The organism is Chitinophaga rhizophila, from assembly GCF_019492185.1.
GTDB lineage: Bacteria > Bacteroidota > Bacteroidia > Chitinophagales > Chitinophagaceae > Chitinophaga > Chitinophaga rhizophila.
Window position 1 is genome coordinate 1029774 of the sequence record NZ_JAICCF010000004.1, and the last position, 16706, is coordinate 1046479.

General features: G+C 45.3%; 16 protein-coding genes. All 16 read right to left on the reverse strand.

Features of this window, described 5'->3' with window-relative positions; genetic code table 11:
* Window positions 1-3: 3 nt before the first annotated feature.
* Window positions 4-960 (reverse strand): MraY family glycosyltransferase, encoded by a 957-nt coding sequence (locus K1Y79_RS23630; protein WP_220252662.1) that lies wholly within the window; start codon window positions 958-960, stop codon window positions 4-6.
* Complete coding sequence (locus tag K1Y79_RS23635) at window positions 957-1877, reverse strand: NAD-dependent epimerase/dehydratase family protein (RefSeq protein ID WP_220252663.1); 921 nt, start codon at window positions 1875-1877, stop codon at window positions 957-959. Before K1Y79_RS23635 ends, K1Y79_RS23630 begins: the two co-directional genes overlap by 4 nt.
* A complete protein-coding gene (locus K1Y79_RS23640) occupies window positions 1874-3097 on the reverse strand; it encodes a glycosyltransferase family 4 protein (protein WP_220252664.1) in 1224 nt (407 codons plus the stop codon). Before K1Y79_RS23640 ends, K1Y79_RS23635 begins: the two co-directional genes overlap by 4 nt.
* A gap of 1 nt (window position 3098) precedes the next feature.
* Entirely contained in the window at window positions 3099-4250 is a 1152-nt protein-coding gene (gene wecB, locus K1Y79_RS23645; protein WP_236059785.1) for a non-hydrolyzing UDP-N-acetylglucosamine 2-epimerase, read from the reverse strand.
* Between the two features lie 20 nt (window positions 4251-4270).
* Window positions 4271-5389, reverse strand: coding sequence for a polysaccharide biosynthesis C-terminal domain-containing protein (locus tag K1Y79_RS23650; RefSeq protein ID WP_220252665.1), 1119 nt, complete (start codon window positions 5387-5389; stop codon window positions 4271-4273).
* Entirely contained in the window at window positions 5386-5844 is a 459-nt protein-coding gene (locus tag K1Y79_RS23655; protein ID WP_220252666.1) for a cupin domain-containing protein, read from the reverse strand. The genes K1Y79_RS23650 and K1Y79_RS23655 overlap by 4 nt, the downstream gene beginning before the upstream one ends.
* Entirely contained in the window at window positions 5813-6850 is a 1038-nt protein-coding gene (locus tag K1Y79_RS23660) for a polysaccharide biosynthesis protein (RefSeq protein ID WP_220252667.1), read from the reverse strand. The genes K1Y79_RS23655 and K1Y79_RS23660 overlap by 32 nt, the downstream gene beginning before the upstream one ends.
* 6 nt (window positions 6851-6856) lie before the next feature.
* Entirely contained in the window at window positions 6857-7996 is a 1140-nt protein-coding gene (locus K1Y79_RS23665; RefSeq protein ID WP_220252668.1) for a glycosyltransferase, read from the reverse strand.
* Window positions 7997-8010: 14 nt separating this feature from the next.
* Window positions 8011-9168: a glycosyltransferase family 4 protein gene (locus K1Y79_RS23670; protein ID WP_220252669.1), complete on the reverse strand. Its 1158-nt coding sequence runs from the start codon at window positions 9166-9168 to the stop codon at window positions 8011-8013.
* Window positions 9169-9195: 27 nt separating this feature from the next.
* Entirely contained in the window at window positions 9196-10263 is a 1068-nt protein-coding gene (gene wecB / locus K1Y79_RS23675) for a non-hydrolyzing UDP-N-acetylglucosamine 2-epimerase (protein ID WP_220252670.1), read from the reverse strand.
* A gap of 159 nt (window positions 10264-10422) precedes the next feature.
* Complete coding sequence (locus tag K1Y79_RS23680) at window positions 10423-11736, reverse strand: oligosaccharide flippase family protein (protein WP_220252671.1); 1314 nt, start codon at window positions 11734-11736, stop codon at window positions 10423-10425.
* 2 nt (window positions 11737-11738) lie between these two features.
* Window positions 11739-12770 carry a Gfo/Idh/MocA family protein gene (locus tag K1Y79_RS23685; protein ID WP_220252672.1) on the reverse strand — a complete coding sequence of 344 codons (1032 nt, stop codon included), beginning with the start codon at window positions 12768-12770 and terminating at the stop codon, window positions 11739-11741.
* Window positions 12771-13343 (reverse strand): acyltransferase, encoded by a 573-nt coding sequence (locus K1Y79_RS23690; RefSeq protein ID WP_220252673.1) that lies wholly within the window; start codon window positions 13341-13343, stop codon window positions 12771-12773. It lies immediately after the preceding gene.
* 6 nt (window positions 13344-13349) lie between these two features.
* On the reverse strand, window positions 13350-14513 hold the full coding sequence (locus K1Y79_RS23695) for a DegT/DnrJ/EryC1/StrS family aminotransferase (protein WP_236059786.1): 1164 nt from the start codon (window positions 14511-14513) through the stop codon (window positions 13350-13352).
* A 7-nt stretch (window positions 14514-14520) separates the two neighbouring features.
* Window positions 14521-15432: a hyaluronidase gene (locus tag K1Y79_RS23700; protein ID WP_220252674.1), complete on the reverse strand. Its 912-nt coding sequence runs from the start codon at window positions 15430-15432 to the stop codon at window positions 14521-14523.
* Window positions 15429-16697: an O-antigen ligase family protein gene (locus K1Y79_RS23705; RefSeq protein ID WP_220252675.1), complete on the reverse strand. Its 1269-nt coding sequence runs from the start codon at window positions 16695-16697 to the stop codon at window positions 15429-15431. Before K1Y79_RS23705 ends, K1Y79_RS23700 begins: the two co-directional genes overlap by 4 nt.
* Window positions 16698-16706 lie beyond the last annotated feature (9 nt).

The following is a 16706-nucleotide window of genomic DNA, read 5'->3' on the forward strand; positions in this document are numbered from 1 at the left end:
ATTCTATTTTAAACGGGGCTGCATCAGCTTACCTTTTAACCCTACGTAAATGAGTACCAGTGGCAGCAGTATTGTGAGTCCCTTTATCCATTGCTGCCCTAGCGCCAACTGACCATTAATCAGTAAAATAATAATCAACGCCTGTATCAAAGCATATCCTGTAGAAACTACCAGATGAGGCACTTTCTGCTCATTAGCAAGTATCTGGTAGAAATGCAGGCGGTGGGCCTTGAATATATTTTGTTGTAAGAGCAACCTATGTATTATCGTCAATATTGAATCGACACCATATACACTGAGAAACAATATATACAGCCAGTCACCGGTTGTCAATATCAGATCCAGCAACAAAAGCACTATCCAGAAAGCAATGGTGACACTACCTACATCACCTGCAAAGCAGACTGCCTTCCTGCGGAAATTAAAGAAGAGAAACACTACTGACGCTATCATGGGTAACCATATCATATCCGGCGCTATAAATGCGGCCTGCTGCAGATTAACGAATTGAAGTCCGCCCAACACTACCAGACTATACAACCCGGTGATTCCATTAATGCCATCCATAAAATTGTATGCATTGATGATACCAATCACAAGTATATATAGCATTATTACTACCAGCAGCGGTAAAGACAATACATGAAGGTATAAGAACAACAACGTTACCGCTACCAAGTGTACAAGCAATCTTACCTTATTAGGCAAAGTATAAATATCATCAAGGAAACTTATTACGCCGATAAGCACTATGCCCAGCACGGGTAGCCAGAACTCAGTAAAATGCTGTCCCACAGCAACCAGGGCTGCTATAATGAAGATAATGCCGCCGCCACGGATGGTAACGTTAGCATGCGAGCTTCTTTCATTTGGCTTGTCGATAATGTTATACCTGTCGGCTATTTTGAAATAGGCTATCAGCAACAGGAAAAACATTACAGCATATACTAAATACATCATAATACAGACGATAACTTGTCAATAACCCTCGACGGATGCCAGTTTAATGCTTTTCGGGCTTTCGCATCATCGAATGTCAGCGTTGCGGTAATCTTGCGCAGTTTATCACCATTTACAGGTGCCCGTTTCCCTAGCCAATCGCCTATGCGTGCAATCATCCTGGCCATCTTCATAGACATAGCTGCCGGTGTCTTTTTCTTGAGCGCCGTTGCGATAGCGATTTCCAATTCCCTGAAGCTGGGATGATACCCATCTGTCAGATTATATATACCACCTATACGCATTGCAGCAGGCAGAATAGCAGCTACATCTGCCCCCCATACGACGCTCTTGCGTGCGGAACCATCTCCGATGCTCAGGTATCTTCCCGATGCGATTCCTCTGATCATCGCTCCCAGATTTCCGGGGGGATGTGGACCTGCTATGAGTGGCAATCTAAGTATTAGCAGTTGCACATCCCGCTCACCACACCATTCTATGAGGAAACGTTCTGCCCGTATCTTACTTTTTGCATAAGGCGTATCTCCATTTAAAGCATGATGCTCTGTTATTCCAACTCCTTCATCTACTCCGTACACAGCCACGGTACTGATAAAGATGAAATAAACAGGTATTGCATCCGAAGATTCCAGCGAATTACATAGATGAACCGTTCCATGAAAGTTCACCTGGTAAAAATCATCCGCTTCTTCAGGCGTAGCAGGTACCATGTGCGCCTTTCCGGCACAATGGATGACTATCTGTGATGCCGGCAGCTGATCTGTCCTTTCCCGGGATAGGTCAATCTGAATGTGCGGTTCAGGCCCTTTTGCTATTCCCCTCCCTATCGTGGTGAATGAGTAAGCGGGCCGCAGCGTCTGCAATAATTGCTGCCCCAAAAAGCCTGACGCTCCTGTTAACAGTACGCTTTCCTTCATGTCACAGTTAATATTTGCGTGTACCTGTTCAGTATCCTTTCTTTTGAATAAACATTCACCGCCAGACTTCTGGCCCTATGCCCCTTCATTTCCAAATCTGCCAGCGAAGCATGTGAGAAGGAGTTAAAGAATGAGAGTAAAGCCTCCCGTTCTGTCAGCCTGAAGCACCAACCAACTTCATGCTCTTCCACCATCTGGCCGATCTCTCCCGTACGGTCTCCTATGTAGAGAATAGGCTTGCCCGCCGCCAATATGTTGTATGATTTAGAAGGTACGCCCAGCCCTACCATTCCATCCTGTAGTGAGACAATGCCTACATCTGCTGCATTTAGAAAATCCTGCTGCTTGCTTCTTGGAAAAGAGTCGAGGATCGTTACATGGTGCAGCTGATGCTGCTGTATGTAACCCTGGAGTTCTTTCTTACAAGCGCCTTCACCAATAAACATGAAATGCAGCAGGGGATTATCAACTTCCTTGATAATAGCAAATAGTTCCTGCAATCCCTGTACTCGCCCCAGGTTACCAGCAAACTGGAAAATGATCTTGTCGCTAATTTTCAGTCCTTGCACGAGGGCGTTGCCCGTTTTCAACTCCGGACTGACTATCTCAATATCCGCCCAGTTTTCAATAATATGTATGTCTGGCCGTTTGCGGTAGTCAGCCAGTTTCTCTTCAAATAGTGCTTTCATATCCCTGCCCAATACCAGCAATATGGACATCCTGCTATAGGCAGCATTAAATATGCTTCTTAATATTCGGTAAGAGAGGCTGGCAGGTTTAATCAGTTTTGCCACTACAAGGTTTTCCGGGAACACATCATGTACAATGGTATAACTTTTCAATCCCTTCCATCTGCAGATCCTGGCAGCAAGTAATAGCAGCGGGGCCGGATTGGTAACCAGTAGTACATCGTCTCCCTTTTTTGCCTTACGGAATAAGGCAACCGCCAGTCTGAGACTAATCGTGATCAGACGCCAGGTGCGTTGCAACAGCTTATCTTTATTGAGACCACCTGCCTTAACGCGAGTAATTTGAATGTTCTCCAGCTGCTCATTTTCCGCAATGATATTCGACTGCTGATAAGCAGCCGGTCCGCACAATACATGCACTTTCCGCTTTCCCGCTACCTGCTGGCTTATCTTCGTCATAATATAAGCCGTAGAGGTCTCCTCCGGAAAGAATAGCTCTGTCACTACCCAGAAGGTTTTTTCCCTGTTCATATTACTGGTTTTTGCTCCATACTGTTCTATTGACATAATCGGTATAGGACAGGATGATACGCACTACCTTTTCTGACACGTTCGGCATACTGTAATCTCCTACCAGTCTCAACGTACGGGCTTCCGCTCTTGCCTGAGAAGCCAGTTCTTCCAGTCCCTGCATAATACGTTCCGGATTTAACCCGACCATCATCACTGCTGCTTCCTCCATAGCTTCCGGACGCTCATGTGCTTCTCTGATATTGAGTGCAGGAAAATTGAGAATAGACGACTCTTCGGAGATCGTTCCACTGTCAGATAATACAGCTTTTGCATGTAACTGTAATGCTATATAGTCGCTCAGCCCCATTGGCTTCATCAGCCTGACCAGCGGATCAAACGTAATTCCTTTGCCTTCAATCATCTTCCTGGTACGTGGGTGTGCAGATACGATAATTGGCAGACCAAATCTGGTGGCAATGCTGTTCAGTGTCACTACCAGGTTATCAAAGTTTCTATCCGAATTGATATTCTCTTCCCGGTGTGCGGATACCACGAAGTACTGTTGAGCAGACAAACCCAGGCTGATCAGAATACCTGATTGCTGCACCCTGGGCATATAATAATGTAAGACTTCGTACATCGGGCTGCCCGTCTTAATAACCCTGTCAGGTGGCAGCCCTTCCCGCAGCAGGTACTCTCTTGCGATGTCAGAGTAGGTCAGGTTAATATCACTGATATGATCTACTATCTTACGGTTGGTCTCTTCCGGCACACGCTGATCAAAGCAACGGTTACCAGCCTCCATATGAAAGATAGGTATCCGCCTCTTTTTAGCGGGGATGGCACAAAGGCAGCTGTTAGTATCACCCAGCACCAGGAAGGCATCAGGTTGCTCTGCCTCTAATATAGGATCGATTTTTATCAGTATCTGTCCGATAGTCTCTGTTGCCGTTTTGCCTGCGGCTTCAAGAAAATGATCGGGCTTGCGCAGTCCAAGGTCTTCAAAGAAGATCTGGTTCAATTCATAATCATAATTTTGTCCTGTGTGCACCAATACATGTTCAATAGCTTCTGATGCGTCCAACCTGGCCAGCACACGGGCCAGTCGTATAATCTCCGGGCGGGTTCCTACAACAGTCAATACTTTCAGTTTTTTAATTGTATCGCTCATAACTGGTATATACTTAGCTTTTATACTACTTCAAAATAGGTGTCAGCATCCTGGGGATCAAAAAACTCATTGATCCAGAATACGGTGTATAACTCATCTGTGCCGATGTTTTTAATGTTGTGGGTATACCATATGGGCATATCTACGTAGGATGGTTGGTTCCCATCCAATTCAAAGCGCAGCACCTCTGTTGTATTGTACTTCCTCAGTTCAATCAGCGCCTTGCCTTTTATTACAAGGAAACGTTCAATTTTCCTGGTATGAAAGTGATTGCCTCTTGTTATGCCAGGCAATGTGGTGGAAAAGGACACCTGTCCTCCCTGATGCAGTTTGATCATCTCTACAAATACGCCTCTGTTATCTGCATGTTGTTTTAATTGATAAGGGAAATAGTCCGCAAGGTTGATGAAACTGCGGAAGGTGTTAAACAGCTGCTGACTGAACTTGTCAGGCAATGCCGGGAATATGCCATTTTCAAGATACTGGTGCCGGTATGCCTGTAGCTTCTCCAGTATTTCTGATACATAACTTTCACTGGTATGTGGTACCAATAGTAAAGAATGATCCTGTTCTTCCCTGATGGCGGCAATAATGACATCCGCCAGTTCATCAACATAGATCAGCTTCAGTAACCCGTCGTTGTCAATATGCGGCTGTTCACCATTACACAACTGATAGCAAAACGTCGCTACTACCGAATTGTAAAACGGCTTCCCAAAAGGACCAAATACATTCGGGATCACCATACCCGTAAAGGGTGCGCCATGTTCAGCCGCCCATTCCCGCAGGAGTACCCTTCCTTCCTTTTTGGATTTTCCGTAGGGATTCTCGCGCTCTTCCTGGGTAGATGAGGAAAAGATTACATGGGGAGCAGATGGAGCCTTTTCGAGGGCTTCCAATAGCTTCAATACTAAATCCAGGTTGGTATCATGAACTACCTGCGGATCCGGATGGCGGTTCATGGCTGCCAGGTGTATTATTACATCACATTGTGACACCCACTGTGTAAGCGCAATCGTATCTTCAAAATACGCCCGTCTGAAGGGTACCAGCGTAAACTCTTCTTTTAGCAGACTAATCCTGTTAAAGAGATAACTGCCAACAAATCCAAACTGTCCTGTTATTCCTATGCGCTTCATGCTGTAATTGTGTTTATGGACATCTGCTGCCAGTCAAACCATAAATGCTGATCAAATGACCAACGGTCTGCTGCAGATGCTTCCAGGCTAAGATTAGAATATACCATCAGTATCGAGTCTGGATCCAATGCTTTTATACCATTGGCAAAACCAGCTGGTATATGTAGTACTGCCGGCACATGCTCTTCTAATACAGTATATGCTGCTGACAGGTCTGCCGATGGACGTTCCCAGTCGTCAATTTCCACCCAGGCTATTACAAACCGGCCTTTCACCACATAAAACGACTTTTCTTCCACCTGATGCCCCTGCCATGCGCGTACCACCGATGTATCCGGATGCGTGATCTGGTAAAAGCGTTTTGTGTCCGGAAACGAAAACTCATTTACAAACTGCAAGGATCCACGATGGTCTGTAAAGCGATCACCTTTTATATAATTCACCTTCGCCGGCATAACTATTTGTTAATTGTTCTTGTACATAGTCGAGTTTCAGCAACATCTCCCGTAATTCTTCATCAGATAGACGATAGGTGTTATGGGAGTGATAGTCCTGCGCTTCCGCGATCTTTTCATTCCCTTCAGAGAAATACTTGGCATAATTCAGGTCCCTATCGTCCGCCGCGATGCGGTAGAACTCACCCATATCTTCTGCCTTGCCAAATTCCTCCCTGGTGAGCAGGGTCTCATACAACTTCTCACCGTGCCTGGTGCCTATTACATTGATCTCGCTTTTGGACTCAAAAAGGTCTATCAGCACACGTGCCAGCTGACCAATAGTAGCTGCCGGCGCTTTCTGCACGAAGATGTCTCCGGGATTCGCATTCTTATAGGCAAACAATACCAATTCTACTGCGTTGTCCAGTGACATCATAAAACGCGTCATTTTAGGATCAGTAATGGTCAGTGGTTTACCGCTCTTAATCTGTGAGATGAATAGCGGAATCACTGAACCCCTGCTCGCCATAACATTGCCGTAACGGGTACAGGTGATGAGGGGTTTACTATGCAGGCGGGCTTTTGAAATAGCCACTTTCTCCATCATTGCCTTGGATATGCCCATGGCGTTAATCGGATAAACGGCTTTGTCGGTACCTAAGCATATCAGTTTTTCAATACGGTGCTTGATGGCGGCTTCTACTACGTTCTCTGTACCCAATACATTGGTACGTACTGCTTCCATCGGATAAAACTCACAGGAAGGCACCTGCTTTAATGCGGCGGCATGGAACACATAATCTACTCCGTCCATTGCGTTATCAATACTCCGGAAGTCGCGCACATCTCCCATGAAGAACTTCACCTTGTCACTACGCAACAGGTTACGCATGTCGTCCTGTTTCTTCTCATCACGGCTGAAGATCCGGATCTCCCGGATGTCGGTATGCAGGAACCGTTTTAGCACAGCGTTGCCAAAGGAACCTGTACCGCCGGTAATAAGTAGACATTTCTCTTTAAACATGATAACTTATTTAGCTATTTTCAAAATGCTGGTATCGATAAACTTCCCGATATCATCCCATGTTTTTGCCTGTTGCATCAGTTCCTTTCCGCGAATCACTTTGTTTTTCATCTTCTGTGGATCATTGAATGCTTCGATGATCACGCTCGTTATATCCTCGGGGTTATCAGGGTCGAAATAATAAGCTGCATCCTTGCACACTTCCCTGGCAAAATCCATATTGCTGGTGAATATAGGTCTGCCAAAATGCATCGCCTCTATGTAGGTCCCTGAAAAAGACTCCAAAAATGTAGGCAGTAATAATCCGTCATGCTGACCATAGACAGCCGGTATATCTTCTAACGGCACATTTCCCTGGTTCACTATAACACTGGCTAGTCCCAATTCCTCAATCCGCTCCAGGAACCTGCGGCTACCATCGTTCTCTGTCTTATCAATGGTAACCGTTATACGCAACGGCAACTGTTTAGCAATAATCACTTTCCCCACTTCGTATAGTATTTCAAAGTTCTTATGCGGATAATATTTGCTCAGAAAAAGCAAACGTATATCCTGCTCATCTGCACGTCTTTCACTATCTGAATCTACAGATACGCTGGTAAACGATACTGCATTAGGAATGACTACTATCCGCTGCTCAGGTATCCGGTACAGCCGGCTCAGTCTTTTTTTCATGGCTTCAGTCTGTACACCAAGTACAGACACATAACGAAGATTTGCCTTTATCAGCCGCAGCATATTGGTAATATACCGGTAGAATGGTGGATCATCTTCACGTATCCTTTTCCAGACTGCACTCTCCGGATATGCCAGATATGGCTGATGTACCAGCAGAAATTGCGCTCTTCCTGTAGGGATAGCCACATTCCCCAGACTCAGGATATAATCAGGTCTGGACACTGCCAGCTGTACTGGTAACACCAGGTAATTGGAAACAATCTTAAATAAAGATCTATTGAATAACCTATTAAATACGACCAGTTTCACCTTTCCATGTCCGGCAAAACGCTCATAACCACAACCTTCCGGAACTGCCACTACCAGTGAAGACACTTCCGGGTGAGAAGCATAATAGTTGATAATATTAAACCCTACTGTCCTGCCTCCTCCAAATCTTAGATTATGCGCGTTGATAAATAACTTCATAGTCGTCAACTGACCTATTTAATAAATCTTTCTGCTATAATCTTCCAGGACATTTCATTCATAATCAGTTCCCGTCCGCGCTTGCCCATCGCAACCCGCTCTTCGTCATTCCTGATCAGGAAGTCAAATGCCTTCGCCAGATCGTCAATATCATCCTCTTTAATAGGAATACCATTGTTGTTTTTATACCGTTCCGTCAGGAAGTCACAACAGACTATTGCTACTTCACAACTGGATGCTTCTATCATAGACATTGATCCCTGTCTTGGCCATACAGCTATATCACTGGCTGAATAAATATCTACCAGTTCTTTGTTTGTCACTGCCGCTATCCTGACTACCTGTATCTTGTCTGTTACACGGCCTACATGATCGTTAAATGTCTGTTCGTATGCGTTCTCCATATTCCCGATGAACAAGGCTGTCACTTTCCTGTCTCCCAGCACATCCTTTAGCTTCTCCAACGCCATCAGTATATTATGCGGCCCTTTTTTGAATGTATGCTTACCCGTGTAAGTGATGACAACTGCTTCCGGATCTATACGATGTTTCCTCCTGAAACCTTCACCTAATTGTTTGTTAAAGCGGAACAAATCTATATCTGCACCCAGCGGAATCATCTCCACCCTGGACCGTGGGAATTTATACTGGTCTACGATGTACTCTACACATTCGTCTGCCACACCTACTATCCTATCTGCCTTTTCATAAATATTACGGAAGTTGAAAGCTTTGTAATACAGCTGTCCCAGCAATGAATGATTCTTTTCTGATATCAGCATATGATCATCTACTACCAACCTGAATCCCAGTCTGCCTTTCAATTTAGCTGCCCGTAATGCATTGAAGTTGCCAATACCATGGCAAATCACTACGTCCGGTTGAATACGCTTTAATACCCGGGTTAATCCTCTCAGCCATACCCGCTTGCTGAACTCAAAAGCAATATCGAGTTTTATTACCCTGAATCCTTCATAGTCAAATTCCCCCGGGTCACCAATTCGCTTACCCAATACCGGAAACACCGTATTATCGTAGTCAGGAAAGGGAAAATATCTTTCGGATGTTACTACTGTTACCTCATGGCCCATCTTGGAATGCTCGTTGGATAAAAAGTATTCCTGATACCCTAGTTTTGGCTGAAAGTAGTTGCACAAGTGTACGATCCTCATAATGCTTGCTATTAAATGTTCAGGACTTTATTTTAGCAGTTCGGCAACGATCTTTGCTGATGCGTCACCTTTTCCATATAAATCTGCAGAGAAGTCATTGTCCTTCTGCAACATCGTATGATATCCCTCCAGGATGCGGGCGGTATCACTGCCTACACAAACATTAAAACCGTTGTCTACCAACTCAACCCATTCTGTTTCGTCCCGGAGTGTCACGCAGTTTTTACCAAAGTAAAATGCCTCTTTCTGTAATCCGCCACTGTCTGTCATGACCAGCTCACTTTTGGTGATAAGGCTGATCATATCAAAATACCCTACCGGATCTATTGCTTCAAAGCCTACAGGTATGTTATTCTTGCAGATAATACTCTTTGTACGTGGATGTATCGGCACTACTACCCTTGTCTTTGAGGAGATTTCATTGATAGCTGCTACAATTGACCGTAGCCTGTCCAGATCATCCGTATTCTCGGCACGGTGTATTGTACACAGGATAAATTTCTCTAATCCCAGCCGCTGGATGATGTCAGACTTTTGCGCTGCCTTTACAGCATAAAACAATGCGGCGTCCAGCATCACATCTCCGGTTTTGTATATTGCTGCATCCAATGCTGCATATCCCTCTTTCATCAGATTATCAACGGCCGTCTGCGTCGGACAAAACAACTTATCTGATATCCTGTCTGTCAGTATCCGGTTGATCTCCTCCGGCATGCGGATGTTAAAACTGCGTAGGCCTGCCTCTACATGTGCTACCTTTATATGAATCTTTTTGGCGGCCAACGCTCCTGCGATAGTTGAATTAGTATCGCCATATACCATGACATAATCCGGCTTCTCCGTTAACAGTATGCCCTCAATTCCCTTCAGCATCTCTCCTGTCATCGCCCCGTGGGATAGCCCGTTGATGTTAAGATTATAGTCAGGCAATGGAATCTCCATCTCTTCAAAGAAGATATCAGACATATTTTTATCATAATGCTGGCCGGTATGAATGATCACCTCTCTGATATCCTTGTCCTTTTGTATTTCGCGGCTAACGACAGCCGCTTTTACGAACTGTGGCCTTGCTCCCAGAATTGTTACAATCTTCATGCTATATCGCTTTTTAGTACACGGACAGACAATTGTAGTCCGGCAACTGTGAATAACGGAATCTGCCAGTACAAATGAGAGATATAAACCAACTCATTCTGACATAGGAAAGGACAAAACAGGTGACTTATCTCCGGATACCTATCCGAAGGCCTAGTATCAAAGCCGGTATTGTGCTTTTGAATACCTGTAAGTCATATAAATCGTCAGCAGACTAAACACACAGTTAGTCAGTGTGAACAGACTGATTGACATGTAAGCATCCTTAAAAAACGCTTCCCCTGCCCACAATGCGCCGATACCTGTTACTGTGTTCAGACATTGCAACCATAGATATGCTTTCTGCTTACCAATCACATAGAACAAGGTGCTGAGGGGTGAGGCTATAAAATCAAGCGCCAGCATAATACATATGATCCTGGCAAAGTAACCCGAAGCCTCCCAGTCCTTCCCGAAGAAGATGACAAACAGCAATGGCGATACTATCCAGAGCACTGCATATATCGGTACAGAAAGCAACGTCAGCTTACGCAGCGTAGCCATGTACAGGTTTCCGAAATGTCCGCCCGAGCGGATGCTATCTATTGCATCATTCCTGAACACATTGCCGATAGAGGTAGTCAGCACAATATTCGGTACTCTCAGCATCCTGTTGGCCAGTGAAAAGAAGCCTACTATGGCTGCGTTGAACAGGAAGGAAAATATGATCGGCACCACCTGTTGCGACGTTGTCAGTAACAAACCAGAGAACGTCATATACTTTGGAAAATCAATGAACTTCCTCGCTACTGAGCCTATGCGTGTCAGGCTGATGCCTTCAAAGCTGGCGGTCTGTCGCATCTTTATCAGCAGGAATACATTACCTCCCAACTGTCCCATCAGCAAACCTGCTATCAACCCCCACGCCTTCAGACCAATCAGGCCCAATACAATGTTGATGAGGGTAGAAAATACCGCCTGTATCACCGTTGATCCTGAGACCTCCATATAGGACTTCTTCCTTTGGTTCCAGTACACCAGGCAGGAGTAATTAGCTGCCAGGAATGTGTATGCAGGCACCAGGTACATCGCAGGCTGATATAGCAGACTGTCTGCTGGTATGGCTTTCCATGCGATCTGCCTCAACAGCATGATGATCAGCAGATAACACGCCGATATCATGAATGCAGTCAATACGGTCAAGGCGAATACATTCAGCGCTTCCTTTTCCGCTTCAGGCAAACCGATGGCCAGTTCATATCTTCCCGTGGTCAGTATGGCAGCTAGCATACTGATACTGGTAAAAAGCGCCAGTACTCCAAAATCCGCCGGACTATATATCCTGGTCAGAAAAGGCGAAGCGCCAAAAATGATAAGCTGACTTAGTACAGTGCCGGCGGCTAGTGTTGACACGCTCTTCAGAAAAGCCGACCTCCGTACTCTTGTTATATATCCATTTAATGACACACTTTTCAACACGCTGTTTTTACTCATTGTTAGCAATGTTCTGCCTGCTGATAGATCCGCTCTATGATGTCTACCACCTTCAATCCTTCCAGGGCATTGGTAGTAATTGTAGCGCGCTCTTTCAGCACATCCACCACATTCTCAATGATATAATGGTGGTTAGCAGCCGAGCCTTTATAAGCGCCGTAATCATTCCCCGGATTCGTAGGCGCGAGCTCAGGCATCTTATAGTCTTTGATGTTACAGATCTCTACTTTGTCCATGTACTGGCCGCCGATCTTTACAGATCCCTTCTCAGCAATGATTGTCATAGAGCTTTCGAGGTTCTCATTCCATACAGAAGTGGAATAGTTGATACAACCCATTCCTCCTTCCAGGAAGTTAAAATTCACGAAGCCGCTATCCTCAAACTCTGTCAAGTCCCGGTGATTGAAGTCTGTTACTCTCGCTTTGATGTTTTCAATATCCCCAAACAGCCAGTACATGATGTCAATAAAGTGAGAGAACTGTGTAAACAGCGTGCCGCCATCCAGGTCTTTTTTCCCGTGCCAGTTATCTCCTTTATAATACCTGTGGTCCCTGTTCCAATAACAGTTCAGCTGTACCATAAATATTTTCCCGAGTTTGCCGGATTCAATAACTTCTTTAATCCAGACACTCGGTGGCGAGTACCTGTTCTGCATAACGGCAAACAGGTGCTTGTGTACATGCAGGGCTTTAAAGATGACCTTCTCGGCGTCCTTTCTCGTAAGCGCCATGGGCTTTTCTACAACAATGTTTTTCTTCGCTTCCAAGCATTGCAGGGCCTGCTCAGCATGATACCCGTTAGGAGTGGCAATGTTGACCACATCTATATCTGCAGCTACATCTGAGTACAACAGATCATCCACTGATGAGAAAAAAGGTACACTGTACTTGTCGATTCCTAACTTATGTTTGGGACGGTTATCGACCAGTGCTACCAGCTCGGCTTCGGGATTACGGCAGATCATCTCCGCATGCCGCTTTCCGATATGACCGCAGCCAATCACTGCAAATTTTACTTTGTCTTTGTCAGTCATTTATTTAATCCTTTTTATAGCATTATTTACCAACTGGTATTCCTGCCCGCTCTCTTCACAAACCGCTATATTGGCTTCATTAAATACCAATCTATGTCCGTATTCACTGATCCAGCCTATCTGTCTTGCCGGATTACCAACTACCAATGCATAAGGCGGTACTGTCTTCGTTACCACTGCACCGGCACCGATAAATGCATATTCGCCTATATCATGGCCACATACAATCGTGGCATTTGCTCCTATGGAAGCCCCTTTTCCTACGTGCGTTCTGAGATATTGCGACTTGCGTACGACTGCACTTCTGGGGTTAATAACATTGGTAAATACCATTGAAGGCCCCAGAAACACATCATCATCACAGATCACCCCTTCGTAAATAGACACGTTGTTCTGTACTTTCACGTTCCTGCCCAGTACTACGCCGGGAGAAATAACCACGTTCTGACCAATATTACAGTTCTCTCCTATTTTACATGATGGCATAATATGACAGAAGTGCCAGATCTTAGTGCCATCGCCAATATCACTACCTTCATCTATAACCGCCGTTTCGTGTGAATAATATCCCATCTGTTTTTATCTTTTAAAAAATGCTTTAATTACATCTGTTATAAACACCTGTTGTTCTTCTGTCAATTCTGTGTGCATAGGCAGCGAGAGTACTTCTTTACACAATTGTACAGTAATAGGCAATGATCCTTCTGCTCTGCCCAGCCCCTTGAACGCTTCCTGCTCGTTCAGTGGCAGCGGATAATAGATCATGGAAGGCACCCCATTATCTTTCAGAAACGCCTGTAAGGCATCCCGGTCGCCATTAGTAATACGCAGGGTATACTGATGAAAGACATGTGTAGAAGCTGCGCTGCGGACAGGAGTGACCACCTCAGACATGTCTGCAAGTAAGGTATCATAAAGGATGGCCGCTTTATTTCTCGCTTCGGAATATGCATCCAGGTAAGACAACTTCACCTCCAATATAGCCGCCTGTATGGTATCCAGGCGGGAGTTACAGCCTATATAGCGGTGATGATATTTTTTGCTCTGCCCATGATTGGCTATCATCCCTGCTTTTTCTGCGAATATGGCATCATTGGTATACAGCGCACCTCCATCTCCATAACATCCGAGGTTCTTGGAAGGGAAAAAGGATGTACAACCAAAGGTACCAATTGTGCCTGCTTTCACCCTGCGCCCGTCTTTATAGATATAGTCAGCGCCTATTGCCTGCGCCGTGTCTTCTACTACAAATAAGCCATGTAACGAGGCAAGCTCCAGGATAGCTTCCATGTCGGCACATTGTCCGTAAAGGTGTACTGGTACTATTGCCCGGGTGCGTGGTGTAATTGCCTTTTCTATTGCCGGAACCGAGATATTAAAGGTCTCAGGATCCACATCTACCATCACCGGTACCAGGCCAAGTAGTCCAATCACTTCTGCTGTGGCTACGTAGGTGAAAGCCGGCACAATGATCTCATCTCCCCTTTGCAGGTCCAGTGCCATCAACGCTATCTGTAATGCATCTGTACCATTGGCGCAGGGTACTACCCTTTGAACGTCCAGGTAGTCTGCCAGTTTTGCTGCAAATGAAGATACCTGCGGACCATTAATAAAAGCGGCATTATCAATACAATCATGGATTGCAGCATCAATCTCAGACTTGATCTGCTGATATTGCTTCTTCAGATCGACCATCTGTATGTTTCCCTGTAGGATAGCAGCTTTACTCATATCTTTCAGCATGTTGTTGTTATTGTCCTTTAGTGGCTTTTATCAGTTCTGCGGAGTACTGGCGTACCAGGTCGCTAAAATGTTTACCTGCATCCTGTGCCTTACCAGCTTCCCGCATCAGCACTTTGTTATTTGTTCTGTAATAGTAACTGTCAGCTCCCCACCACACTATACCTGCTACTTTGTTTCCATTGACATCCACTGAAAGAATATCCCGAGCTTGTTGCCTGAATACGTTCAGTGGTACCAAAGAGAAATCAGGATACCGGTGATATATAAAAGGCAGTACCGGCTTACCGGTCTTTGCACCGAGTGTCACAGCCTGCCTGACATTATCCTTGGTATAATCGCCACTTAACACATTATTGACAGTGGCAGAATTATACAGCAGGTATATAGAGGGGAACAAAGCATCCTGTTGCCGCAGCAAGGGCAATAGCCTGTTACCGCTCGCTTTCCAGTCGCTGTTCCGCTTCCAGAACTCTCGTACAGGTATACCATAGAATCCCCAGGAGACATTAGGTCTGGTTTGTTGTGCAATAGACAGTACTGCCATCATTTTCTTCATTGCATCCTGGAATGCCGGGTCACTCTCCGGTTGCCTGCGCAGTATACCCAGCTCCTTTCCTTCCCAGTCTAGTACGCCAATACCCTGCATGAGGCTATCCGGAAATGCTTTCCTGATGGCGGCGATGAGTGTTTTGCTATTTATCACCAGTGTATTTCCACTACTGATATCTGCGCCGCCAATCAGCTTAACAGCACCCATATTATTGGCCTGGCGCTCACTGCTCATATCGCTGCCGGCATTATCCATACACAGGTAAACGCGTGGCTGACTACTTTTAAGCTGTACTTTCTGCTGTGCCGGCAACTGTTTGCAAAGCATGCTACCTGCGATTATCAATATGGAAAAAATCAGATATTTCATTGTTCAACTATTAAATGATGCCTGACAAGAACCGGATTAACCACTACTCTTTTTCTAGGCTTATAGAGCAGATTATCTACTAGCGTAATCAGTGCCCAGAACTTGAATCCACCCCAGAGACTCCCTGTTGTCAATCCCGATAAAAGGCACATGATGCAAAGCAGTCCGACCCAACATTTAGTATCGTCTTTCAGCAGCTTCACTGAACCGACAAAAGCATGGATATATATTGCCAGCATAATGATGCCTCCCAGGAACCCCGTTGTCATACAAGCCTCTACGAGATAGTTATGCGGATACATACCTAATTTTCTTTCTTCAAAGGAAGTACCTAGCAGCGGCTCATCCAGGAAGCCATTCCACGCGTTCGTCAGCACCTGTAAACGGAGGTTATCGTTCACATTACCGGTATTACCGGTGGTGTTGATGCGTTCTATCAGCACGTCAAACACCGGGAACGCTGCGCTTAATACGATACATGTAATCACACAACCTACAAATGCCAGTGCGGCATACCCCCAATACTTCCGCTTCAGTTTAAAAGCTGCCAGCAATAACAGTGTGATGATCAGCTGCATGAACGGTCCGCGGGAACCTGACAATGCCACATTAATCAGTCCCGTAAGCATCATCAGGTAGATGAACAGTGCGTATAGCTTCTTTCCGGCAGACACACCATTTATCAGCAGACAAACGCCCAGTAACACCAGCATGGTACCCAGCTGACCGTATGAGATGGGATTCAGGAACTCATTGCCCACCATTCTGGCGGCAGAGGCGCTCATAGTGGCGGTAGTCAGATTAGTATATAGTGCAATTATATTGACTACTGCTGCCAGGTAGAAAGCATACAGCATGGAAGTATAAATAGTTATCCTCCGCAATGGTACCATGTAGGCAAATATGGGAATGAACCCCAGGCAGAAGGCATATAGCCAATACTCTTCTACCGGCCTGGCAAAACGGTAGGCTGTGAAAAAGGAATCATAAAAAAGCCTGGTCAGATATGCGGCCCAGAACACCATGATCAGCGCCATAAAAAAGCTGATCTTAGGCCTGCGCTGGGGTAGTAATCTCAGTGTTACAAATACGCAAAGCAGCAGAAAGAAACTCCTGTATGGCACAGTTATTAAGCGGGATTCCACACCTAACCATCCTGGCAAAAAAGATATCAGCTCATATCCCAGTAACCCCAATAATATTGGCCATACTTGTAAGAAATTAGGCTTTTCTCTTCTTACCGGCGCATGCACTAGTTCTGTCATATCCTGAAT